Here is a 21783-nt window from a genome sequence, read left to right as displayed (position 1 = left end):
ATGTTTGTTCCAACTAAAAAAGAAGTTTTCTATAAGCAAAAAACATCTTCTGTATTATATCAAGGAGATATAATAGGAGCTAAGGAAATAGGACTAAAGATAGAAGATGATAATAGCCCTGATTTTTACATGATTATTTCTGCTAATTGCGATTTAGTTTGTAATACTCAACGAAATAGACTTCCCACATTTATCACTATCGTAGGACTATTACATATCTCTATTTTTAAAAAACTTTTTTATAAGAAATTCCTAAGTTACTTCAAAGATTCTTCAAAAATAGTTTCAATTCTACCTATTCATAGTTTTATAGATTTTATTAACAAAAAAAATGTAGATAATATCATACATGATAAGATAAGCAAATACATGTATCTGCCTCCTGATGGAATTGTCTTAAAAGACCCTATGATAATTGATTTTGATTTCATAGAAAATTATAATGCTTCAGAAATTGATTTGTTTAACAAATTATTAAATGGGAAAAAACTCGAATTATCTTCACCTTTTAGAGAAAAAATAGCTCTAAGATTTTGCAATCATTATTCACGTATCGGTATTGATGATGATGAATTAAGAAGTAAAGAGTATAAGGATAAAATCAAAGGTAAGTATTAACTAATTTTCACTGTTCTAACTGCTGAATATAAGCTGCCACAAACACCATTACCGCCATGCTATTGTTTTCCACCTCCAAATAAAAGGAGACAAAATTTGGGTACACGAAGACATTACAGATTTGGGAATTGCAGAAGTCATTGCGAGAGCAGGTATTCCGAAATCAAAAATTGTGTTGGGTTTTTGGGCTGTTCATTCAAGGGAGGTCTTGGCTCTATTTCCTATTTTTCCACCATGTATCATTTCTGCTTCCATGCAAAATAGCTAAAATACAAACGTTTTGATTTTTGATTTTATAAAAAACGTTGTACTTAAAATGGTTAGTAACAGCCCTACGTTTTTCACCATCCACAATTTGAAAAAGAAAAGGGTTGTCTTCTAACTTTTCAATAATATCGTTTACTTCTGCCAACAAATCAAAACCTAAGTCGGGTTTTACTCCCTCAAGATATTCAAATGCTTCATCAAGGTCTGCTTCAGCTTCAGGCTGTCTGCTATAATTAACGACGATATTTTGCCAAAACACTCTTTGCAGGACGACCAACAGAAGTACCATCTTCTAAAGCCTGTTCTCTACGATTCAACTCTGTTTTCCATTCTTCTGATAGATGAAAATCGTCCTTTGCGAGCAATTCAACCATGAAATGCATAATTTCAGCTTGTTCTGCTCGTGATAGATTGGATAGATGTTTCTTGATAGTCTGTACACTCATATTGATAATTTCTTTGAGTTTGTTTGTTTATTCAACAAATCAAATAGGGCTTTGGGTTCAAAAATTGGAATTTTTACTGCTCAATGTCGGTTGGTACAAGCATTATTACCGCCATACCATTGTTTTCCACCTTCAAATTAGAGGCGATAAAATATGGGTACATGAATACAACACACTGAAAAACAAATAAGTTGCTCTAACAGAAGGTATTCCAAAATCAAAAATTGTGTTGGAGTTTTGGGCTGTTTATTGGAGGGAGGTGTCGGAGTATGCGGTGGCGTAAATTGAAAAAGAAAGGTTCAAATGGAGAGAAATCAAATTGGAGGTCATTCAGACACCAACAATACAGCTTTAAATTCCTCAATAGTAAGCACTTCGACTTTGGGAAACTCGATATTCTTCAATATCCTAAAATGCCTATCCTCACTTACAATATAATCGGCATTGGCTGCAATCACGTAATCAACGAACTTGTTATCATCAGGGTCAGCTTCAATAAGTTGCCAAAAGTAGTATTTGTTGATTTGGTTTAGATTGGGTAAATCCACCAATAAATCAACAACCGCTTGAGCAAAATCTGCTCCCATCTGTTGCTCAATAATTTCGGTGTATTCGTCTAAAATATCGGTTGTCACACTCAACATATAACCACCTTCTACAAGCTGTTGAAAGACCCAATTGGAGGAAGAACGGGTACTAATCGAGACCAACAAGACATTGGTATCCAATACAATATTCATTCAGATTGTTTTTTGGAATTACTCAAAAATTCATTTTGGGCTTTGTAAGGAGTACGTTGGTGTGTATCAAGTATTCGTTGTTCGTCCTTTTGCGTCCATTTTTTTCTTCCCAAATCCTGTCCGCCCACGACATAATTTTTTGTCTTTCGATATTGTATCAAATACCGTTTGATTTCCAATAAATCATCTTCTGGAATATTGTGAGAAAAAAGTTTCAGCAATTCCAACTGAACATTGCTAAAGGGTGTTTTTAATGTTGTTTCCATATATCTTTAACCTTTTGAACTTGGATTTGGTTTCAAATATACAAAAAGGAGACAAAGTTTGGGTACATGAAGATAATACAGACTTGGGAATTGCAGAAGTCATTGCGAGAGCAGGTATTCCGAAATCAAAAATTGTGTTGGGTTTTTGGGCTGTTCATTCGAGGGAGGTCTTGGCTCTATTTCCTATTTTTCCACCATGTATCATTTCTGCTTCCATGCAAAATAGCTAAAATACAAACGTTTTGATTTTTGATTTTATAAAAAACGTTGTACTTAAAATGGTTAGTAACAGCCCTACGTTTTTCACCATCCACAATTTGAAAAAGAAAAGGGTTGTCTTCTAACTTTTCAACAACATCGCTTACTTCTGCCAACAAATCAAAACCTAAGTCGGGTTTTACTCCTCAAGATATTCAAATGCTTCATCAAGGTCTGCTTCAGCTTCGGGTTGTATGATAACATTATAATCTGCCATAATTAACGACGATATTTTGCCAAAACACTCTTTGCAGGACGACCAACAGAAGTACCATCTTCTAAAGCCTGTTCTCTACGATTCAACTCTGTTTTCCATTCTTCTGATAGATGAAAATCGTCCTTTGCGAGCAATTCAACCATGAAATGCATAATTTCAGCTTGTTCTGCTCGTGATAGATTGGATAGATGTTTCTTGATAGTCTGTACACTCATATTGATAATTTCTTTGAGTTTGTTTGTTTATTCAACAAATCAAATAGGGCTTTGGGTTCAAAAATTGGAATTTTTACTGCTCAATGTCGGTTGGTACAAGCATTATTACCGCCACACCATTGTTTTCCACCTCCAAATAAAAGGAGATAAAATTTGGGTGCATGAAGACAACACAGACTTAGAAATTGCAGAAGTCATTGCGAGAGAAGGAATTCCGAAATCAAAAATTGTGTTGGAGTTTTTGGGCTGTTCATTCAAGGGAGTATGCGGTGGCGTGATTCGTAGTTCAATAAATTGAATCAAGAATAATCCTTCGTTCTCAATTTCTCTACTTCTTTAGGGTCACGAGCAGTATGCACTACTGCAATGAATATCAATTTACTTTTTAGGACTTTGAAAATGATTTTGTAACGCTGTTTAATAATTTTGAAGCGATACCAATTGTATTTTTGGATTGGCTTCGGGATATTTGACAATTCTTTGAATCGCTTTTTGAAGTTCTTTCAAAAAATCAGCAGCATTTTGAGGAGAAACATGTTCTTTCCGATAGGAGATTATTTCATCAATACTTGATTTAAAAGTCGAGGTGTATAAAACAGGTCTATCCTTCAAGTTCATTGATTTGCTGATTTAGATAGGTCATCAAATTTTCGATAGGCATTTCTTCGGACTGTTCTGCCTCCCAAATTTTTTGTCGGAATTCACCCAAAGTTGTGCCGTATTCGGGTACAAATTCTTTTAAATCAGCATTGTCTAAAAATTGTTGGTTCCATTCCTCAAAAGACATTCCAAATGTGTTGTGGTACTTTTCCTCTTTGTCATCCTCAGTCAATGGTTCGACAACACCTTTAATCAAACCTTGTATGGTTTGCAGTAATTCTTCATCATCTACAAACAACACAGTGCGGATAACATCCAATTGCATTTCTTTTACAGTCATTTCTTTTGAGTTTGTTTGTTCTTAAACAAATTAAATAAGGGTTTTGGTTCAGAGTAGCAGCGGAAAACTGCATATATGTGGTGACAAATTACTTTTCATATTGATTGAAGTGTATTCTTTATATTAACAATAGGCTGTTCAGCCTAAAATAGTTCAATACAATCTTAGCAAACAATACACCCAAAAGCGAATGTTTTTGCAAAAATGCGGCGATTATTCCGTATTTTCACCGCAAAAAATGCGGTGAAAAGAGCAATTTACATACATCAACACGAAAACTGGACACAATTTGAGTGGAACAGTGATAAAATACTCACCTTATTGGCAGAAGTCCGCAACCTTCAAGGGCGACTTCTGGGCAAAATGGGAGCTTATGGTTTTGACCTCCAAAACGAAGCCATCTTAGAAACCCTCACTTTGGATGTCTTGAAGAACAACGAGATTGAAGGAGAAATTTTGGATACCGAAGAAGTTAGGTCTTCGATTGCCCGCAAATTAGGGATGGATTTTAGCTCCAATAAACCGAGTACAAGGTATGTGGATGGAGTTGTGGAAATGATGTTGGATGCCACCCAAAACTACCTGAATCCACTTACCAAAGAACGTTTGTGCAATTGGCACGCTGCTTTGTTTCCTACGGGGAGAAGTGGTATGCACCCCATCACCGTAGCCGATTGGCGAAAAGACGATAAAGGCCCTATGCGGGTGGTTTCTGGCGCAATGGGCAAAGAAAAAATACATTTTGAAGCCCCTGACTCCAAGCGTGTTGAACAGGAAATGCAACAGTTTTTGGAGTGGTTCAATACAGACACCATTATAGATGATGTATTGAAGGCAGCGATTACACACCTTTGGTTCATTACGGTTCACCCTTTTGATGACGGAAATGGGCGCATCACACGAGCGATTACAGATATGCAATTGGCGAGGTCGGATAAAAGTCAACAGCGTTTTTACAGTATGTCCAATCAAATTTTGCAGGAAAGAAAAGCATACTATCGAATACTTGGAAAAACACAAAAAGGAAAGCAAGACATTACTCAATGGATTGTTTGGTTTTTGAATTGCCTAAAAAATGCGCTACTCCAATCAGAGACAATCTTAGCAAATGTGATTCAAAAAGCAGAATTTTGGAACAAACATCGAACTAATCCTATCAACGACCGCCAACAGAAAATGCTCAACAAACTTTTCGATGACTTCAAAGGTAAACTAACGACTTCCAAATGGGCGAAAATATGTAAATGTTCTAAGGATACGGCTTTGCGGGATATTCAAGATTTGGAGCGAAAAGGAATGTTGAAGAAAGGAGAAAAGAGTGGTAGAGGAACAACTTATTGGATTGATTTTGAGTGATATTTTCCACCTCCAAATAAAAGGAGATAAAATTTGGGTGCATGAAGACAACACAGACTTAGAAATTGCAGAAGTCATTGCGAGAGCAGGAATTCCAAAATCAAAAATTGTGTTGGGAGTTTAGTCGATAAAAAACAATCTTAGATGGAAATTCAAAAAATACGGTGATTAGACCCATTTGCCAGCATGAAAATTGAAGGTAATTTGAATAGTATCGACATTTATAAATTTTCTAACCCTTCCATAAAACTGAAAAAACTCCTAATTTTGGGCATGAAAAAACTCAACTTCACATTTATTCTATTTTATTCCTTCCTTACTCTGAATGCACAAACGTTCACAATTCAAGATGATTTTGAAGGAAATGGCACTATTAATACTTGGTTTGGAGACGATTGCAGTATCAACACAGCATTTAGCAATCCTTATCAAATGGGCATCAACACCTCTTCCACAGTCTTGGAGTACAAAGATACAGGTGGAGAATTCGCTAATGTAAGGTTTGATTTACCCACTAATTTTGAGTCAGTTGCCAATCATGCTTTTTCATTAAAAATCTATGTCCCTTCTAATGGTTTGACAGGGACACAACCAAATCAAGTATCTCTTAAATTACAAGATGGAACATTGGCTGCTCCTTGGTCCACCCAAAGTGAAATTATTAAACCAGTTTCCTTAGACCAATGGCAAACTCTTGTCTTTGATTTTGAAAATGGCAACTTTATAAATTTAGACCCTAATTCACCACCTCCTACCCAAAGAAACGATTTCAACAGAATAGTCATTCAGGTAAACGGAGAAAACAATACAGACCGTGTTTTGGCCTATGTAGATGATGTGAATTATATTGAATCATTGCAAAGCAAGCCAGTTTTTGACCGATTGGTTTGGTCAGATGAGTTTGATAATGATGGTGCTATTGATGGCAGTAAATGGTTTCAGCAAAATAAACTCCCCGAAGGTGGTAGCTGGTACAATGGTGAAATCCAACATTATACTGACCGTATGGATAACTCTTTTGTTGAAAATGGGGTGTTAAAAATTGTTGCAAAAAAAGAAACGTATAGCGACCAAGGAGTGACTAAAGACTACACTTCGGCAAGACTAAACTCCAAATTTGCCTTCACTTACGGAAAGGTTGAAGTAAGGGCGAAATTGCCCTTTGGGGTAGGCACTTGGCCTGCGATATGGATGTTGAGCAAAAATATCAATGAGGACGGTGCTTACTGGGACAATCAAGGGTTTGGGACTACTCCTTGGCCTGCCTGTGGTGAAATTGACATTATGGAACATTGGGGAAACAATCAAAATTTTGTTCAAAGTGCCATGCATACCCCTTCAAGTTTTGGAAATACGTTCAATAAAGGAGGTCAGTTCATTGGGACTGCATCAACCGAATTTCATATCTATACCTTAGAATGGACTGCCGAAAAGATGGTGTTTAGTGTCGATGATGTTGTTCATTATACCTACGAGCCTCCTGTCAAAGATGCAAGTACATGGCCTTTCGATTCAGAACAATATCTGCTGCTGAATGTAGCAATCCTACCAGAGATTCCATCTTCTTTTACCAGTGATGCTATGGAAATAGACTATGTGAGAGTTTTTCAGGAAAGTAATGATGCGACTTCTATTATTGAAGTTCCAACAGGTGAAAATCTAAGTATTTACCCAAATCCTTTTCTCAATAATTTAAATGTGGATTTTGAGCAAGCTGTTGAACAAAATGTTGCTTTAAGGCTGTATCGTTTGGATGGTCAATTGATTGATACGTATTCTGTTCCATTAAAAAATAATAAAATTATTTTGAATAACCTTGGAGAGTTGGCAAAAGGGATGTACTTAATCCAATTTAGTTTAGGAACAGAAAATTATAGTTTTAAAATTATTAAAAATTAACATGCTGAATCAAAGATAGACCCATTGCGGATTTGGAGATTGCAGTATTCATTCAAAGGATGCATCGGAATACAGAGTTTGTTAATTTATTTCCAAATTTTATCCTTTTTAATGTTGAAGTGAAAAGAATAAAACGACTTCTCAACCGAAATTACCCATTTGGAAGTTGCGAAGGGAAGGGCAGCAGAAAAATTGGTAAGTTATTTTTTTACCAGTAATAAACATCCCATATCAAACTTCAAAAATCGCATATCATGTATCTACTTACGGGACGTATGAATAACGATATTTGATTGATTTAATTTGAAACAAATCCACTATCCAAATCAAAACCCATACAACTCCCCTACCCTTTTCGCCAAAGTCTGCACATGCTTCAACTCCGACTCATGCGTCCACCCCGCAATGTGTGGCGACAAAATCACATTGTCCGCCTCCACCAAATACTGAAATGCTTCGGGTAAAGTCGCCACATCAAATTCGTGGAAAGAGTGACCTTCATATTCCAATACATCCAAAGCTGCGCCCAAAACATGACCGCTTTTGAGGTGCTTCACCAAGTCAGCAGTTTCCAAAATTTTGCCTCTTGCGGTATTGATGAGATAAATGGGCTTTTTGAAGGCGGATAAATAGGCATCATTGACCATTTTATCGTTTTCGGGAATCCAATAAATGTGGAAACTCACCACATCTGCCCGTTGCCGCAATTCCTCCAAACTAACTGCACGAGCATATTCATTGCCATAATCGGTCTTGAATTTGTCATAAGCAATCACCTCAACGCCAAAACCTTGCAGCCGTTTGGCAAAAGCATTGCCCATATAACCATAGCCCACAATTCCAACGGTTTTGCCCATCAATTCCGTTCCTCGATTCGCTTCTCTGCGCCAAAGGCCTTGCTTGACCTCTCGATTCGAGCGATTCAAATTGTTTAACATCGAAAGTAACATTCCCATAGCGTGTTCAGCCACCGAATCCCGATTGCCTTCTGGTGAACTCAAACAAGCAATTCCTTTCTCTTCGGCATACTCCACATCTATACTCTCCAAACCTGCCCCTGCCCTTGCGATGAACTGCAATTGTGTGGCTTTGTCTATCAAATCGGCGGTGATTTTGAGGCGACTTCTGACTGCAATGCCAACATATTGGTAGAGAATGGCTGCAATATCTTCTTTTGAAGCTTTTTGTTTTAGGTCGCATTGAAACCCCCATTCAGTGAGCTGTTCTTGAAGAAAGGGGTGCATTTGGTCAATGAAAAGGACTTTTTTTTGGGGCATGATTCGTTGGATTTTACAAATTCTTTATCAGTTTTAGTATTTCAGATTTGGTAATGGTTTTAGACTTTGGACGAAAGAAGTAGGAAGTAAGATGCAAGATATAAAGAGTTGATAATCAAAATCTTAACCTATCGGCGTAATTGAGTGTAAATAATTGGTTATTAATCAATTAAGCTCTTACTTCTTGCATCTTTGCTCCTTCGTCCAAAGTCTAAAATGGTTTCTGTTATGGGTTTGAGGTTAATTCTTCTTCCAACTCTGCTACATCATTCAATAGTGAACGGTACTTGCAATAGAGTCTTTTGAATGCCCGTTCAAAGTTGGTTGTTGCTATAATCTCAACATTCATCAATTAGCTGTTTTAGCGTTTTGCCTTTTTTTCTACCTGCTTTAATTTCTCTCACTTCTTCTACCGCTTCTTCAATACCTTTCAATACATCTAACTTGTTTCTGAGTTTTTGGTATTGAAGTTCATAATTTTTCCATTCATCATAAGGAATTACCACGGATTGCGGCTTTCCTTCTGGGTCTTTGATAATTTGAACATTCATACTTTGATTTTTTTTTTGCTGTTAATCGACATTCTGTTAACCTTCCAAATTGAAATTTGGTTTCAAATCACCTCATTTTGACATCCAATCCTCTCTAATCAATTGATACACCTTACAATCATCTTCCCCAAATGTTCTAAATTCCACAAACCGAAAACCCAATCGCTCGTAAAAACGATGTGCCTTTACATTATTGAGAAGCGGGTCAATCAAAATGGCTGTCACCTCTTGATTCGCAAAACACCGTTCTATCGCCAAGTACATGATTTGAGTGCCATATCCTTTGCCCAAATATCCCTTTTCTCCTATCCATATATCAATCGCTCGCAATCTGTTCTGCACTTCTCCCCAATAATGCGTTTCCTCCAATTCGGGGTCAATGATTTGCACAAAACCGATGGCTTTGCCCTCCAACTCTGCTACCAATTGCTCTCGCCAATCGGGTGAACGTTGTAGCTCAATCTCCCAATTCCAGTCGTCGTTTGGGTCTGATTCAATGACATGCGCTTGTGTATCCCAATATTGAAGGATTGGAATGTCGTTGATAGTCGCAGGACGGAGGGTGATTTTGGAATTCATACATTCTTTTTATTTGATTTCAAACTTGACATAAATAGAAGCCCGAAGCTTGATTGTCTTACATTCTACTGCAATATCTTAATTGTTAAACAATTAATCAAATTTTCACTTCCATTCAAGTCCACTCTCTTCTCTATTTTTACTTTTTGTAAGTTTGTAAAACTTTCCTACATTTCACTTCGTTAATCAATCATTCTATTTTGGTCAAACAAATTTTCGATAACAATAAAATGAAACTTCAATACCTCCTTTTATTCTCTATCCTTTCATTATTCACCTTCAACTCCCTTTCTGCTCAAAGTGAACGTGCTTTGGTGCGAAAAGGCAATGAACAATATCAGTCGGGCAATTACAGTGAAGCAGAAGTCGACTACCGCAAAAGCATCAACAAAAGTCCCGAAAATGATTTAGAGGCGAGTGTCTTCAATTTGGGCAATGCCTTGTACAAACAAGACCGTTTTGAAGAAGCGGCAAATCGTTTTGAGCGAGCTGCAGAAATGGCGCAAACATCTGAAGAAAAGGCAAAGGCTTACCACAATCTAGGCAATTCTTTGTTGAAAAACAACAAATTGAAGGAAAGTATTGAGGCCTACAAAAATGCCCTTCGCAATAACTCCAAAGACCCCGATACCCGATACAATTTGGCCTATGCACAACAATTGCTCAAACAACAACAAGAGCAACAGCAGCAAGAACAACAGAAAAACCAAAATCAAGACCAAAACGAGCAGGAACAAAACCAAGAGAAACAGGAGAACGATAGCCAAAAACAAGACGAACAGGAGCAAAAGGAAGGTGAAAAGGAAGAGCAGGAAGAACAAGAGCAAAACCAAAACAAAGAGGAACAGAGCCAAGAAGAACAACAGCAGCAGCAACAAAAGGAGAAAGAAGAAGGTGGGGAAGAACAAGACCAACAACAAGCTGCTGAACCACAAGAAACCCGTGAATTGACCAAAGAGGAAGCTGCTCGCCTTTTGGAGGCCCTCAAAAATGAGGAATTGAAGGTACAGCAAAAATTAAACCGTCAAAAAGGAAAGGCTGACAGTAGGCGAATAGAGAAGGATTGGTAATCTTTGAAACTCAAATTCAAAGTTTTAAGCAGAATACAAAAGCTTTAAAAACTTTTGTATTCTGCTTTTGGACTTTTGTGAGCAAACTAAGAACTTCAATTATCCAATTCAACTTTATTTTTGTCCAATCCTTGCAGCAACAAAGCAAAGAAAATGACCAACATACAGCCAATCAAATTCAACCACAAGTAGGCAATCGTAATGTATTTTAAGTTATTGAGGGTAAAAATTATCAATACAATTGTCTCTCCAATCAAGGCAGCATAAAAAACCGCCTTTGAGCCAATACTTTTGAAGAAAAAAGCAACGGCAAAAATCCCCAAAATAGCTCCGTAAAACAAAGAACCAACGATATTCACGGCTTCAATTAGGTTGTCAAACAAAGAAGCAGTTGTAGCAAAAAGCAGTGCAATCATGCCCCACAGCACCGTAAACCATTTAGAAGCGGCTAGATAATGGGCTTCGCTTTTGTCGGTTTTGATGGAACGCCGATACAAATCTATGACCGTAGTAGTTGCCAATGCGTTCAATTCGGAGGAAGTCGAGGACATTGCCGCCGAAAAAATCACCGCCAACAACAAACCTATCAAACCAATGGGCAAGTTGCCCATTACAAAGGTAATGAACACATAATCATTGTCTTCAATGTCTGCATCGGGATTGTTGGCTGCAATCAAACTTTTTACTTCCTTACGCACGGCATTGTCTTTGTCTAAAAGCGTCTGAACCGTTGTTTCAGCAGTCTGAATAGCCGCTTCATTCCCTACTTCAATAGCTGCAATCAAATCTTGAACAGCATTTTTTTTCTCTTCAAAAATGATTTGATGTTGGGCATCCAAATCTTCAAATTGCGTTTGATAAGTTGTGTTCTGCAAATCCAGAATATTTGCCTTATTGAAGTGAACGGGTGCGGGCGTGAATTGATAAAACACAAACACCATAATCCCTACAAACAAAACCATAAACTGCATCGGCACTTTGAAGATACCATTGAAGAGCAAACCCAAACGGCTTTGTGTCAAAGTTTTACCCGACAAATACCGTTGTACTTGTGATTGATCGGTACCAAAATAAGACAAAAATAAAAACACACCACCCAACATTCCCGACCAAAAAGTATATCGGTTTTCAAGGTCAAAAGTAAAATCCACGACATTCAGTTTGCCCATTTTGCCCGCTACGCCCAATGCCTCCGAAAAACCAACACCTTCAGGTAGTTTGTAAATGCACACCAAAAACGCTGCAAACATCCCTCCCAAAATGATAATCATCTGCTGTTTTTGGGTTTGACTCACCGCACTACTTCCCCCAATAACGGTGTAAAAAATGACCACTGCGCCAATTCCTATGCTGGTAATCGCTAAATTCCAACCCAATATGTGTGATAAAATGATGGAAGGTGCAAAAATGGTAATCCCCGCTGCCATTCCTCTTTGTATCAAAAACAAGATAGCCGTCAATGTGCGTGTCCGCAAATCGAAACGGGTTTCCAAATATTCATAAGCTGTATAAACCTCCAATCGGTAATAAATAGGCAATACAAATATACATAGAATTACCATCGCTATCGGTAAGCCAAAATAAAACTGTGCAAACCGCATCCCATCGGCATACGCCTGCCCAGGAGTAGATAGAAAGGTAATTGCACTCGCCTGAGTAGCCATCACCGAAAGTCCGATAGTCCACCACGGCAAATCCCGTTCACCCATCAAATAGGAGCGAACACTACTTGCACTTCGGTTCTTCCAAACACCATACAACACAATTACCAAAAGTGTCCCTACTAAAATTCCCCAATCAATTGGATGCATAAAATTGATTTTGTTCGTTTTGCAGAAAATCAATCCATCTTGATTTTCAACTTAATTTATTATTCTTCACAAAGTATTCACATACCACGTATATCCTACTACTCCAAACATGTAGGCATTCAAGGCCAAAGTTTCTTCTGGCATAACAAATTGCAGCACAATCGCCAAAACCCCAACAATCCCCAATGCAATCATGTAGCGAAAAGACTTCTTTCGACCCTGCTTATTAGACATGCTAAAAGTTTTGGATACAGGGAATAACATTCCCAAAACAACACCACCACTAATCATTACCGCTTCATTTCCCATCAACAATCCTGTTACCAACAGTCCCAAACCCGCTACTACAAATCCTGCAAAGTAATTAGATGTTTGAATCTGCTCCTCAGACAAGGCGTGTTTACCGTACTGATTGAAGCGCAATAAAGTATCAAAAATGGTTGTCGCAAACCAAGTAAAAAACACAAACACCAAATAAACAGGCAATAAAACTGTAAACATATTGGCAATCAATACCAAACCTATCACCAAGCCCCATCTCGCCTGTGGACTCATGCTTGCTGTCCAAAACATAAACTTCAAAAACGTGCGGTAAATCCAATGTTTTGCCTTCAATGCTTCAACCATCCCCGATTTGGCGTAGTCCATTTCTGGATCCAATCGCAGTGCCTGACGAAAATGCTCCAATGAAGTTTCATAATTCCCCAACTCCAATTGCGCCCAACCTTGATTTGCGTGTGTATAGGCATTTTCAGGATTTCGATTGAAGGCAGCCTGAAAACTATTGGCAGCTTCTTCTTTTCGTCCCAAAGTCACCAATACCCTTGCCCGCATATTGGTTGCTTCCACATTTTCGGCATCCAAAGCCAATGCCTGCTCAAAGTAAGCCAAGGCTTCGTCCAACTTTCGGCGATTGAAGTAAATGACTCCCAAAGTATTGAAGTATTCAGGATTGTAGGGATTCAGACGAATGGCCTCTTTGATGGTTTTTTCTCCATCCTCCAATAAATCTTCGTCTAAATATATCAAGGCGAGTAAGTAATGGCAAAAATCTTCATTGGGATCTAAGCCGATTGCGGTTTTTGCTTCAACCATTGCCTCTTCCGTTCTCTTTTGGCGAATGTAGCAAAGTGCCAACAATGCGTGTGCGTCGGCATTGTCAATATCTTGTGCCAAACCATTTTTTAGCTCTTTTTCCGCCAAGTCATACTTGCCTTGTTCTATCAATAGATGTGCACGGGTGATGAAGTAGTCCATTAACTTTAGAGTTTACAGGTAAAATTAAACATTTTTTTGTTTTCTTACGGAATAAAGGCATCAAACGCATTGTCTAACAGATAAACTTTGAATGGTGGCAGCAACTAAAATGCTAACAGATAACGAACTAATCAATCGGGCGAAGGAAGGCAATGAACTTGCTTTTCAAGGCTTGGTAGAACGTTATCAGCAAAGAGTAGCTGCAACAGTTATCGGTATGTTGGGCCAAAGTGCAGAAACAGAGGACGTGGGACAGGAAGTTTTTATTCGGTTTTACAAATCACTGAATAAATTTCGAGGAGAATCAAGTTTAGGAACGTATCTAACACGTATCGCTATTAACCTATCTCTCAACGAATTGAAAAGACGCAAGCGAAAACGCCTGTTTTCTTTCTTCTCGACCCAAGATGAAGATGTGAAGGAACTGCAAATTCCCGACCATTCCATCAGTCAGGAACAACGGGAAACGCAACAGATGGTGCATCAAGCGATTCAAATGCTCGATACAAAATTTCGAACCATTGTTTTGCTGCGATTGATTGAAGGTTATTCTACTAAAGAAACTGCTGAAATTTTGGAATTGCCCATAGGAACCGTTTTATCGAGATTGGCAAGGGCGCAAGATAAATTGAAGGACATATTAACAATTGATTAGGAACAAAAAAGGATGAAAAAAGAACTACTATACAATTTATTGCTTCGGTCATTGAATGAATCTTTGACAGACGAAGAACAACTGCAACTGCAGTCCGCTTTGGCTGCTTCAAAGGAATTGCGTGCAGAAAAAGAGAAACTGTTGAAAATGAACGCAATATTAACAAATCAACAAAACGCCTATCACTTCAAACCATTTTTTGCAGGAAAGGTGATGGAAACAATCAGCAAAGAATATGCAGTTATTCAAGTAATTACTAACTCAGAGGTAGATTTTATTGCTGCTTTGCTATTGTCTTTTCAACGATTGGCAATTCCAAGTTTTGCGCTAATGTGTGTGATGCTTATTTATGTATATCTAACAGCAGATACATTGAGCTTACAAGCAATTATGGGAATTTCAGGTGTATCACCAGAAGATTTGATGCTTTTAAATATTTAACAATGAATTACAAACCAGTTTTTATTGTCTTAGGTACATTTATCATCGGCATGATGGTCGGTTTGCTCTTGGCAGGGGTTGTGATTCGGAAGCAACTTGAGCCAGTTCGCAATTTGCAAACAGCAAAGGGTATCAAAAATATGGTGACAGAAATTTTGGCAAATGACACAAGCAATCAAGCTATAATTTTTGAACTACTGAATGAAAACATTGCTGAAATGCAAGTATTGGATTTAGAGTACCGTGCTGAAATGCAAATAAATATGGATTCTCTTGCAAAAGATTTACAGCCTTTACTTAATTCTCAACAAAACCTTGCACTGCAAAAACAAATTGAAGCCAATCGCCAAATCATTGACAAACGCTTTGAGAAGAGTAAACAATTACAGGAATTAGAGCAGCGCATTGAAGATTTGGAACTACAAATCACCGAACAAATCAAAGCAGATAACCAAGAATTGGCAAAAGAAACCGTTCAAACAAATGTAAAATCAAACCCTCCTTCAAATCCTACCTATAGCACTTCCAATCAAAATAATAGTATCTCCAATAATTCAACTTCAATTGATAAAAAATTAGAAATCAATCAATCATTTATTAAAGACATTTTATCAGGTTATTATGGTGGCAACCCTCGACTTATCAACGCATTCTTCATGATTAGATTTAATCAAGATACGACTCAATTTCAAGACTTTGTTAAACAACATTTTACAGGAGATATACACCAACTACAGCGTGTATTGAACAAACAATTCCGCATCAAAAACCGCCTTCGCCGCTTCAACAATGACCGTCCTTTTCGACCCACATGGAAAGAAGATGGCTCTTCTGCAAATACTTCTTTACCTCAATCATCCACAACAGTTCCACAAAATCCGACTCTTGTACCCGACCCTAAAGAACAAACATTAGAGAATGAATCTTTGAATCCTCCATCAATAAATACACCTTCTACAAAATACTCCAATGAAATACACACAAGAGAAAACAATATGGATTATTTACCAAAAGATAGAGCCATTCAAGACCGAGTCATGTTAACTCCAATTGATCGAATATTGATAAATCGAACCCTTCAAAATCGATTTGCGGGGGACACCTTGGCAATGCAACAATTTATTAATGATAAATTTCAGAGTGATACACTTTTGTTTTTACAAACAGTCAAACAAAAATTCAGGGAGCAACGTCAAAAGAACAGATAGGCAAACCTGATTCATACAAAAAAAGCCGTTACAAATATTGCAACGGCTAAAAATAATAAAGGCGATACTTTCTCATACATCTTGTGCAGTGCCATCGACACTAAGATGCCTAACTTCTCTGTTCGGAATGGGAAGAGTCTCACTATAAAATACAATTAAGTCTTGATTCTTATTATCGAATCTCCCAATACGAACCTGCCCAATTAATGTCAACTTCTCCAATCTTCAGTTCTCCTTGCTGATTGTGGATGTATTGATTATTGTACCAAGCATTTTCGATGAGTGCCCATCCGCCTGGCAGAGGATTGATCTTCCATTGGACACTTGAGGTACTCATATGATGCACTTTTTTCACTTCCAATTTCCCATTTGTGTTGTTCAAATATAGTTCAGGATTGGCTCTATTTTGAATAAATACATAACCTTTACTGGGTGCTGGGAGGATTTTCCACTGGGCAGTCAACTGGTCGACGCCGACTGGACCGTCTTTGAGTTGACCGTTTTGGTCGTAAAGGTAATGATACTGGTTCAGCCTATTCCTGATGCGAACATAGCCGTTGTCCAGCCACTGGTGAATCTTGGGAGTTACTGAGTTTGTATTGGTTGTATTGGGCTGTATATTGGGTACTTCATTGCTTATCTTCCACCATACCAATTTATTTTCTTGTTCTGCTGCATCCAGTTCCTCCAGTTTCGCTTTTCCATTTTCAAGGTAGGCTGTCTCATAAGGAGCCGTAGTTCCTTGAATTCTTACCAAATCAGCATGTTGTTGTTCATTTTTTGGAAAAAGCCCCCATACCAAACCACCCCAGGCAGGTCTTTGCGAAGTTTTTGTAATGGTAAATTCTCCATTAATCCTATCAAGATAGAGTTCTGGATTCGAACGATTTTGGAGTCCTCCAAGGTTTTTGCTATTCCCGATGGGAATAAATTTCCACTGTGCGCTTAAATCGTCGGCTTGGATAGGTCCATTTACCAGTTTACCATTTTGAATGTGGAGGTAATGGGTGTTGGTCGAGCTATTTTGAATTCGAATAAAGTCATTATCCAGCCAAATATAACCTGTGGGTTTTGGCTGTGGTTTGTATGTTGCGGTCGGTTCGGGCTTTGGTTTATCTGTAGGAGCTTTTGCATTGGGGTTCGGTTTGTTTGCGGGTGCTTTATGATCAGTAGCGATTAAACTCCAATAGGCATTTGGTCGGTTGTTGTGTGGCTGATGATAGATATTGTTGTCTGCCACATCTCCTGCTACCAAGGCTTTATTGTTTTTGCGATCGGTAATAATATACTTTCCTGCAACAGGACTTGGTGTGATTTTCCATTGAGCGTTTGTTTCTCCATTTGGGTCTTGAAGTCGAATTGCAGTGGTAAGATAACCATAATCTATTGCAACCAACGCTTTATTGAATTTAAGGTCATAAATATAATAGTAGCCATCGCCTGTCGGGATAAAATACCAACTGGCATCGGTACGTCGAAAGTCTGCTGCTAGATGATATACTCCACCGACATACACATTACCTGTCACCAATGAATTGTTGTGCTTTGCATCGGTGATGTAATAGGTGGCATTCAAATCCACCAATTGATTTGTGGGATTGGGCGTAGTGTTGTTATTTGTTGAGGAGGTGTCTGTTTTATTTGTATAAGTGGGAACAGTGCCTAGGTTTGTACTTGTATTAGGTTTTGGAGGGGCAATGTTTTCAGATGCGGTGGTATAAAAGAATCCTTGATTTCCTCCTATGGCACCAATATTTGCGCCTTTTTTAAAATTGGAGTGGTCTGACTGAACAGGTACTGCAAAACGACCATCTGCCATCATTCCAAAAGCATATACATCCAAATTTTGGTTCTTCCATGCTTGTTGTATGTCAGAGGGGGAAGCCATTTTCCATCCCCTTACTGTTGCGGTGTTTTGTGCCTGAGCAAGCGAAAGCCCTGTTTGGCTGTGGAATTTAACCACACGACCTTTTGCAGGTAGTTCCGTTAAGTGATATATTTCTCCGTTAAATTCGAGTCCTGTTAAATTGCCGTTACTTAATTTAAAAAGAAACGCTTTTCCATTTGGTTGATTTTTATATGGGTTGGAACCAATTGTTGCATCTAATTGGTTGTGGTCAAAATCGAGTTTCGTTGCCCAAGAAGCTCCAACATCATTCGTCCAAATCAGCGTGCCATTTGCTCCTTCTGTAAAACTTCCACCATGATAGCCATTCTCATAGGGTTGTCGCTGGAAGGAGTAGCTTAACAAGGCTTTTTTTATCTCTTCATCATGCCTCGGAGCTTGCAGCATCCAAGTGGGACTGAACCAGTTGGGTTCAATTGTTGAAAGTTGGAGTTTGACATCTTGTGTGTGTAAGTACAGACCATCATCTGTTTTGATTCGGTACCAATTGGGCTTATCGCCAGTTTTTTCAATAATCCAAGATCCGTAATGTGCTATTGGATAAGAAGCGGGTTCTTTTAGGGGTTCAAAGACAAGGTGCGTATTTTTTTTATCCACACTGTTGTATTTCGCCAATAAATACCTTCCGCTTGCCACATGTTGGAGGCGAACCCTACCTTCCATAATGTAGATGATTTTCCAATCACTTTCATTGCCTGCTTTTGTTTGACTCAAAGCTAAATTTCCGTTCTTATCGGCTTGAATGAAGCTTTTTAACCAAGCATTTTGAAACTCGACAATCTCTGAATTGGGTTGCCGATTGCTTTTTAGAAATTCCACGGCGGGTTTTCTTCCTGGTGTCGGATTGAGTTTCACATAATAAAACCCGTCATTCGTTCCTTCAATGTTTTTGTTCAGCCCTGTTTTATAGGTTTTACCCTTGGAGTCCGTGAATGTCTGTGTAACGGGCATGACAAAAGAACCATCGGCAGTCATTCCTCTGGGACCAGATTTTTGTAAATAAAACATGGCTCTAAGTACTTCTGCTTCGGTCGCTAATCTCCAATCGTTCGATTGTGCAATTTTTTTGGCGTGCTCTAATGTTTGATCATAGGCGTTTAAAAATTGCACATCCAATACTTGTACTCCATTCAGTCCTTTCTTTTTGCCGTATTCTACTGGGATTTCGGGGTACTCAAATGTTAATTGACCTCGTTCGGCGGGTAGGGAAACATTGAAGTAGAGGAAATCTTTGAATATACGTACTTTTTTTGCATCCATGAGGGGGATTGATTCTGTTCTGAATTGTTCCTCGGTGACTGTATAGTCTTTTTCGTATCCATAAAATTCTCTATTTCCAATAATTTCATTTGTCAATTCCTCTCTACTGGGGTTCAATATTTGAGTTACATTGTAATCTCTCCATTGAGCCTCGGCTCTAACACGCTGATCGTATGCTTGGGTAGTCGCAACATCAGCGATTTCTTCCCCCAGAATTTGTCCCATTGTAGCTAATGTTCCTACAACTGCGGCAATACCTACCATCTTAGAGCCAAGATTGGCAAGAAATTTACCTATGACTGTTTTGGTTGCTTTATTATATCCTGTACCTAATAAAAGTCGCTGCATGTTTTCCCCTGCCTTCTTTAAGATTTGTTTAGAAGCCTGTTTACTGGCTTTTTTTGCAGCCAATTTTGAGTTTGTTTCAATAACTTCCTCCGTGATTTCTTTAGTTACTTTTTTAGTCGCATCATCTGTGAACTGACGGCTTCCTTCTTCTCCCAACTCTTTCGCTGCAGCTTTGGCATTTTCAAGATCTCTTACCTTTATTCCCTCATTTGCAGTAAATGTAAATTTTGCTTGGGTATAGGCGGTATTAAAGACAAAGGCTCCCGTAGCGGCTACCCCTAGCACGGTTGCACTCGCACCAATAGTGCCTTGCAAAACAGCATGCATGTCATCTCCAAGTGACTTCAGGTTTGTTCGGTCTCCAAAATCAGTAATTGTTTTTGCCATCATGGGAGCCAAAAGTTTTGAAAGTTGTTCGTCTCCTGCAGGGGTAGAATAGATAGCATTGATTTCATCGGCGATAAAACCTTTTTTGGTGGCTCTATCTCGCAATACATCTCTCCATATACTAAAGGTTAATGGTTGATACCCTCCTTGAGGGGCTGGCTGCAATACGCCACTGGGATCGCGTGTATGGATTTTCCAGTCTTCTAATATTTGATTGGCAAAGAGCCAGTTTTTGCAAGCAACACATTTGTTGTACCGTTTTTGATAGGCAGTCTGAGCCGCATTGGGACTCGTGGTTTCCAATGCCTTGTACAATTCAAATAGCATATACGGTGCATATTGGAACCGTCGTACTGGATCTGTTTTCAACTGCGCTTGAAGTTGGTTGATGTCACTTTGCGAACTGGGTTTGTTTTCTTTTGCGAGCAACTTTTTGGCTGCAGCCTCCATCAAAGGACGTTCTTCGGAATTCCAAAAATCTACAATAGCATTGTATTGATCGTAATTTTTGCAATAGTTAAGAATACTTTGTTCTTTAAAATAGGAAGTTGGCTCAGGGCCACTCGGGTTGAAGGGTTGTGCATAGGTTTGATTATTAAACAAATACAGCAATACTGCAATTAGGAATAAATTGAATTTGGTTTTCATGATGACTGTACTTTTAAAAACAATAATAATGGGAGTAGGGGCATATTTTGGAGTGAGCTTGTCTTTTCTTCCATGTAAATATAAGGGTTCATGAAAAGGGAAACATGGACATATTCTGCAACGATATGCACAAATTGAGCATGGGGGGATTGTTGTATGGCTATATTGTTAAACTGCTGAACTGTTATTGGAGGGGCAAGGTGAGTCCAAGGATAGTTTATCGATTATTCACTCCTACTTGATTGATTTTTGATTTGACGTAAGTAGGGATTTTGTTTCTTTTGAAGATTTGCTCAATTGGAGTATGGAAAAAGGCTCGTTTTATTGAACTTTTGCTTTAGTCAAGGTTAAAATACTGTAGTGATGTCATTTTGTAAGTAAATAGATTCTTTTAGTCTCCGAGTTTAATATAATACTCTAAGCTTGTAAACCAAATATTGCTTAATAGAGAGATGAATATATAAACTCTATATTAATTTCAATACCTTGTTCAAATAGAGACCTCGTATCTCTTGATTTTGTGATGCTAACTGTTGATTTGAGTAATTAAAAATTGTTTTAGCCTGATTCAAGGCATTTTTTAACCTATTTTTAAAACTCAAAGTACATCATCAAAAATATAAGTACTCTTATAATCAATTATTTACCTTTTTTAAGACTACTTAATCTTTGAACAAGATATTGTAATTTCAGTACAAAAAATAATATAAAACAGCAACTTTTCAGTTATACTTTTCGTTTAAGTAAATATAGAGCTTTTTTATTACTAAGCCCATAGAAAAAAACGCTTTTTCTTCACTTTAAATTATTTCACTATGAAGCGTTTTTTTACATTCCTCATGTTTTTCAAAATTTCATTTTTGTATTTACTTTTAAATGGATTCTTAGAAAAACAAATAAAAGCCCAAAATATTCCTGTAAACGTCAATGTGAATAATTTCGTTACAGAGGATATGCAAACAATGATGGTATAAAATAGAGCGAGAACTATTTATCACAGAAATCGAATATTATAAAAATGATTCAGACTACCCTTTTGGTAGAGGAATTGAATTAACATCAGGTGATGAACCTATAGATTTAAGAGAGTTTTTCATTGTTTTTTATTCGGGTTGTGAAAAATTATCAGTACCAACTGGACTTACAGATGTTAATATTAATGT

At 38.0% G+C, this 21783-nt stretch carries 24 protein-coding genes; 11 read left to right on the top strand and 13 right to left on the bottom strand.

Features of this window, described 5'->3' with window-relative positions; all coding sequences use genetic code 11:
* Positions 1-618 carry a hypothetical protein gene (locus R3E32_23960; GenBank protein MEZ4887807.1) on the top strand — a complete coding sequence of 206 codons (618 nt, stop codon included), beginning with the start codon at positions 1-3 and terminating at the stop codon, positions 616-618.
* A 214-nt stretch (positions 619-832) separates the two neighbouring features.
* Here R3E32_23960 and R3E32_23955 read toward each other — a convergent pair whose 3' ends face one another.
* Together R3E32_23955 and R3E32_23950 are read right to left on the bottom strand one after the other, a co-directional pair.
* Positions 833-1144 carry a type II toxin-antitoxin system RelE/ParE family toxin gene (locus tag R3E32_23955; protein ID MEZ4887806.1) on the bottom strand — a complete coding sequence of 104 codons (312 nt, stop codon included), beginning with the start codon at positions 1142-1144 and terminating at the stop codon, positions 833-835.
* Positions 1119-1259 (bottom strand): addiction module protein, encoded by a 141-nt coding sequence (locus R3E32_23950; protein MEZ4887805.1) that lies wholly within the window; start codon positions 1257-1259, stop codon positions 1119-1121. The genes R3E32_23955 and R3E32_23950 overlap by 26 nt, the downstream gene beginning before the upstream one ends.
* Between R3E32_23950 and R3E32_23945 the strand changes: the two genes are divergently transcribed.
* The gene (locus tag R3E32_23945) at positions 1258-1521 is read left to right on the top strand and encodes an element excision factor XisI family protein (protein ID MEZ4887804.1); all 264 of its coding nucleotides are present in this window, start codon (positions 1258-1260) and stop codon (positions 1519-1521) included. The two genes, R3E32_23950 and R3E32_23945, sit on opposite strands and share 2 nt — an antisense overlap.
* A gap of 136 nt (positions 1522-1657) precedes the next feature.
* Here the strand turns inward: R3E32_23945 and R3E32_23940 are convergent, their stop codons facing one another.
* Together R3E32_23940 and R3E32_23935 are read right to left on the bottom strand one after the other, a co-directional pair.
* On the bottom strand, positions 1658-2071 hold the full coding sequence (locus R3E32_23940; GenBank protein ID MEZ4887803.1) for a putative toxin-antitoxin system toxin component, PIN family: 414 nt from the start codon (positions 2069-2071) through the stop codon (positions 1658-1660).
* Positions 2068-2337, bottom strand: coding sequence for a hypothetical protein (locus R3E32_23935; GenBank protein ID MEZ4887802.1), 270 nt, complete (start codon positions 2335-2337; stop codon positions 2068-2070). Before R3E32_23935 ends, R3E32_23940 begins: the two co-directional genes overlap by 4 nt.
* Positions 2338-2363: 26 nt before the next feature.
* Here R3E32_23935 and R3E32_23930 point away from each other — a divergent pair, with 26 nt between their 5' ends.
* On the top strand, positions 2364-2567 hold the full coding sequence (locus tag R3E32_23930; GenBank protein MEZ4887801.1) for an element excision factor XisI family protein: 204 nt from the start codon (positions 2364-2366) through the stop codon (positions 2565-2567).
* Between the two features lie 247 nt (positions 2568-2814).
* Here the strand turns inward: R3E32_23930 and R3E32_23925 are convergent, their stop codons facing one another.
* The gene (locus R3E32_23925; GenBank protein ID MEZ4887800.1) at positions 2815-2955 is read right to left on the bottom strand and encodes an addiction module protein; all 141 of its coding nucleotides are present in this window, start codon (positions 2953-2955) and stop codon (positions 2815-2817) included.
* On the opposite strand from R3E32_23925, the gene R3E32_23920 reads away from it, so the two are divergent.
* Positions 2954-3325, top strand: a complete 372-nt coding sequence (locus R3E32_23920) for an element excision factor XisI family protein (protein ID MEZ4887799.1) — start codon at positions 2954-2956, stop codon at positions 3323-3325. The genes R3E32_23925 and R3E32_23920 overlap by 2 nt on opposite strands.
* A 119-nt stretch (positions 3326-3444) precedes the next feature.
* Here the strand turns inward: R3E32_23920 and R3E32_23915 are convergent, their stop codons facing one another.
* A complete protein-coding gene (locus R3E32_23915; GenBank protein MEZ4887798.1) occupies positions 3445-3645 on the bottom strand; it encodes a type II toxin-antitoxin system RelE/ParE family toxin in 201 nt (66 codons plus the stop codon).
* A complete protein-coding gene (locus tag R3E32_23910) occupies positions 3629-3967 on the bottom strand; it encodes a hypothetical protein (GenBank protein MEZ4887797.1) in 339 nt (112 codons plus the stop codon). Before R3E32_23910 ends, R3E32_23915 begins: the two co-directional genes overlap by 17 nt.
* 204 nt (positions 3968-4171) lie before the next feature.
* Between R3E32_23910 and R3E32_23905 the strand changes: the two genes are divergently transcribed.
* The 3 genes from R3E32_23905 (at position 4172) to R3E32_23895 (ending at position 7222) form a co-directional block, all read left to right on the top strand.
* On the top strand, positions 4172-5323 hold the full coding sequence (locus R3E32_23905) for a Fic family protein (protein MEZ4887796.1): 1152 nt from the start codon (positions 4172-4174) through the stop codon (positions 5321-5323).
* On the top strand, positions 5316-5447 hold the full coding sequence (locus tag R3E32_23900) for an element excision factor XisI family protein (GenBank protein ID MEZ4887795.1): 132 nt from the start codon (positions 5316-5318) through the stop codon (positions 5445-5447). The genes R3E32_23905 and R3E32_23900 overlap by 8 nt, the downstream gene beginning before the upstream one ends.
* Before the next feature lie 149 nt (positions 5448-5596).
* On the top strand, positions 5597-7222 hold the full coding sequence (locus tag R3E32_23895) for a family 16 glycosylhydrolase (GenBank protein MEZ4887794.1): 1626 nt from the start codon (positions 5597-5599) through the stop codon (positions 7220-7222).
* A gap of 326 nt (positions 7223-7548) precedes the next feature.
* Here R3E32_23895 and R3E32_23890 read toward each other — a convergent pair whose 3' ends face one another.
* From R3E32_23890 to R3E32_23880, 3 genes are all read right to left on the bottom strand, one after another.
* Positions 7549-8499, bottom strand: a complete 951-nt coding sequence (locus R3E32_23890; protein MEZ4887793.1) for an NAD(P)-dependent oxidoreductase — start codon at positions 8497-8499, stop codon at positions 7549-7551.
* A gap of 338 nt (positions 8500-8837) precedes the next feature.
* Complete coding sequence (locus R3E32_23885; GenBank protein MEZ4887792.1) at positions 8838-9050, bottom strand: hypothetical protein; 213 nt, start codon at positions 9048-9050, stop codon at positions 8838-8840.
* A gap of 72 nt (positions 9051-9122) precedes the next feature.
* A complete protein-coding gene (locus tag R3E32_23880; GenBank protein MEZ4887791.1) occupies positions 9123-9629 on the bottom strand; it encodes a GNAT family N-acetyltransferase in 507 nt (168 codons plus the stop codon).
* Positions 9630-9859: 230 nt separating this feature from the next.
* Here R3E32_23880 and R3E32_23875 point away from each other — a divergent pair, with 230 nt between their 5' ends.
* Positions 9860-10699, top strand: a complete 840-nt coding sequence (locus R3E32_23875; protein ID MEZ4887790.1) for a tetratricopeptide repeat protein — start codon at positions 9860-9862, stop codon at positions 10697-10699.
* Positions 10700-10794: 95 nt separating this feature from the next.
* On the opposite strand, the gene R3E32_23870 is transcribed toward R3E32_23875, so the two are convergent.
* Positions 10795-12510: a sodium:solute symporter gene (locus R3E32_23870; GenBank protein ID MEZ4887789.1), complete on the bottom strand. Its 1716-nt coding sequence runs from the start codon at positions 12508-12510 to the stop codon at positions 10795-10797.
* A gap of 66 nt (positions 12511-12576) precedes the next feature.
* Positions 12577-13767 (bottom strand): tetratricopeptide repeat protein, encoded by a 1191-nt coding sequence (locus R3E32_23865; GenBank protein MEZ4887788.1) that lies wholly within the window; start codon positions 13765-13767, stop codon positions 12577-12579.
* 94 nt (positions 13768-13861) lie between these two features.
* Between R3E32_23865 and R3E32_23860 the strand changes: the two genes are divergently transcribed.
* Genes R3E32_23860 through R3E32_23850 form a run of 3 tightly spaced genes read left to right on the top strand, consistent with a single transcriptional unit; the run spans position 13862 to position 16071 of the window.
* Positions 13862-14422: a sigma-70 family RNA polymerase sigma factor gene (locus R3E32_23860; protein MEZ4887787.1), complete on the top strand. Its 561-nt coding sequence runs from the start codon at positions 13862-13864 to the stop codon at positions 14420-14422.
* 12 nt (positions 14423-14434) lie between these two features.
* Positions 14435-14863, top strand: a complete 429-nt coding sequence (locus tag R3E32_23855) for a hypothetical protein (protein ID MEZ4887786.1) — start codon at positions 14435-14437, stop codon at positions 14861-14863.
* A 2-nt stretch (positions 14864-14865) separates the two neighbouring features.
* Positions 14866-16071: a hypothetical protein gene (locus R3E32_23850; protein ID MEZ4887785.1), complete on the top strand. Its 1206-nt coding sequence runs from the start codon at positions 14866-14868 to the stop codon at positions 16069-16071.
* A 172-nt stretch (positions 16072-16243) separates the two neighbouring features.
* Here R3E32_23850 and R3E32_23845 read toward each other — a convergent pair whose 3' ends face one another.
* A complete protein-coding gene (locus R3E32_23845) occupies positions 16244-20620 on the bottom strand; it encodes a hypothetical protein (protein ID MEZ4887784.1) in 4377 nt (1458 codons plus the stop codon).
* Positions 20621-21783 lie beyond the last annotated feature (1163 nt).

This window comes from Chitinophagales bacterium (genome assembly GCA_041392475.1).
GTDB lineage: Bacteria > Bacteroidota > Bacteroidia > Chitinophagales > UBA2359 > JAUHXA01.
This window is presented reverse-complemented; position numbering and strand designations above follow the sequence as displayed.

Bases quoted from the DNA above. Each gene is read 5' to 3' on its own strand.
- R3E32_23960 (MEZ4887807.1), top strand. From the start codon at position 1: ATGTTTGTTCCAACTAAAAAAGAAGTTTTCTATAAGCAAAAAACATCT.
- R3E32_23945 (MEZ4887804.1), top strand. From the start codon at position 1,258: ATGAAATGCATAATTTCAGCTTGTTCTGCTCGTGATAGATTGGATAGA.
- R3E32_23950 (MEZ4887805.1), bottom strand. From the start codon at position 1,259: ATGGTTGAATTGCTCGCAAAGGACGATTTTCATCTATCAGAAGAATGG.
- R3E32_23940 (MEZ4887803.1), bottom strand. From the start codon at position 2,071: ATGAATATTGTATTGGATACCAATGTCTTGTTGGTCTCGATTAGTACC.
- R3E32_23935 (MEZ4887802.1), bottom strand. From the start codon at position 2,337: ATGGAAACAACATTAAAAACACCCTTTAGCAATGTTCAGTTGGAATTG.
- R3E32_23920 (MEZ4887799.1), top strand. From the start codon at position 2,954: ATGAAATGCATAATTTCAGCTTGTTCTGCTCGTGATAGATTGGATAGA.
- R3E32_23925 (MEZ4887800.1), bottom strand. From the start codon at position 2,955: ATGGTTGAATTGCTCGCAAAGGACGATTTTCATCTATCAGAAGAATGG.
- R3E32_23915 (MEZ4887798.1), bottom strand. From the start codon at position 3,645: ATGAACTTGAAGGATAGACCTGTTTTATACACCTCGACTTTTAAATCA.
- R3E32_23910 (MEZ4887797.1), bottom strand. From the start codon at position 3,967: ATGACTGTAAAAGAAATGCAATTGGATGTTATCCGCACTGTGTTGTTT.
- R3E32_23905 (MEZ4887796.1), top strand. From the start codon at position 4,172: ATGCGGCGATTATTCCGTATTTTCACCGCAAAAAATGCGGTGAAAAGA.
- R3E32_23895 (MEZ4887794.1), top strand. From the start codon at position 5,597: ATGAAAAAACTCAACTTCACATTTATTCTATTTTATTCCTTCCTTACT.
- R3E32_23890 (MEZ4887793.1), bottom strand. From the start codon at position 8,499: ATGCCCCAAAAAAAAGTCCTTTTCATTGACCAAATGCACCCCTTTCTT.
- R3E32_23885 (MEZ4887792.1), bottom strand. From the start codon at position 9,050: ATGAATGTTCAAATTATCAAAGACCCAGAAGGAAAGCCGCAATCCGTG.
- R3E32_23880 (MEZ4887791.1), bottom strand. From the start codon at position 9,629: ATGAATTCCAAAATCACCCTCCGTCCTGCGACTATCAACGACATTCCA.
- R3E32_23875 (MEZ4887790.1), top strand. From the start codon at position 9,860: ATGAAACTTCAATACCTCCTTTTATTCTCTATCCTTTCATTATTCACC.
- R3E32_23870 (MEZ4887789.1), bottom strand. From the start codon at position 12,510: ATGCATCCAATTGATTGGGGAATTTTAGTAGGGACACTTTTGGTAATT.
- R3E32_23865 (MEZ4887788.1), bottom strand. From the start codon at position 13,767: ATGGACTACTTCATCACCCGTGCACATCTATTGATAGAACAAGGCAAG.
- R3E32_23855 (MEZ4887786.1), top strand. From the start codon at position 14,435: ATGAAAAAAGAACTACTATACAATTTATTGCTTCGGTCATTGAATGAA.
- R3E32_23850 (MEZ4887785.1), top strand. From the start codon at position 14,866: ATGAATTACAAACCAGTTTTTATTGTCTTAGGTACATTTATCATCGGC.
- R3E32_23845 (MEZ4887784.1), bottom strand. From the start codon at position 20,620: ATGAAAACCAAATTCAATTTATTCCTAATTGCAGTATTGCTGTATTTG.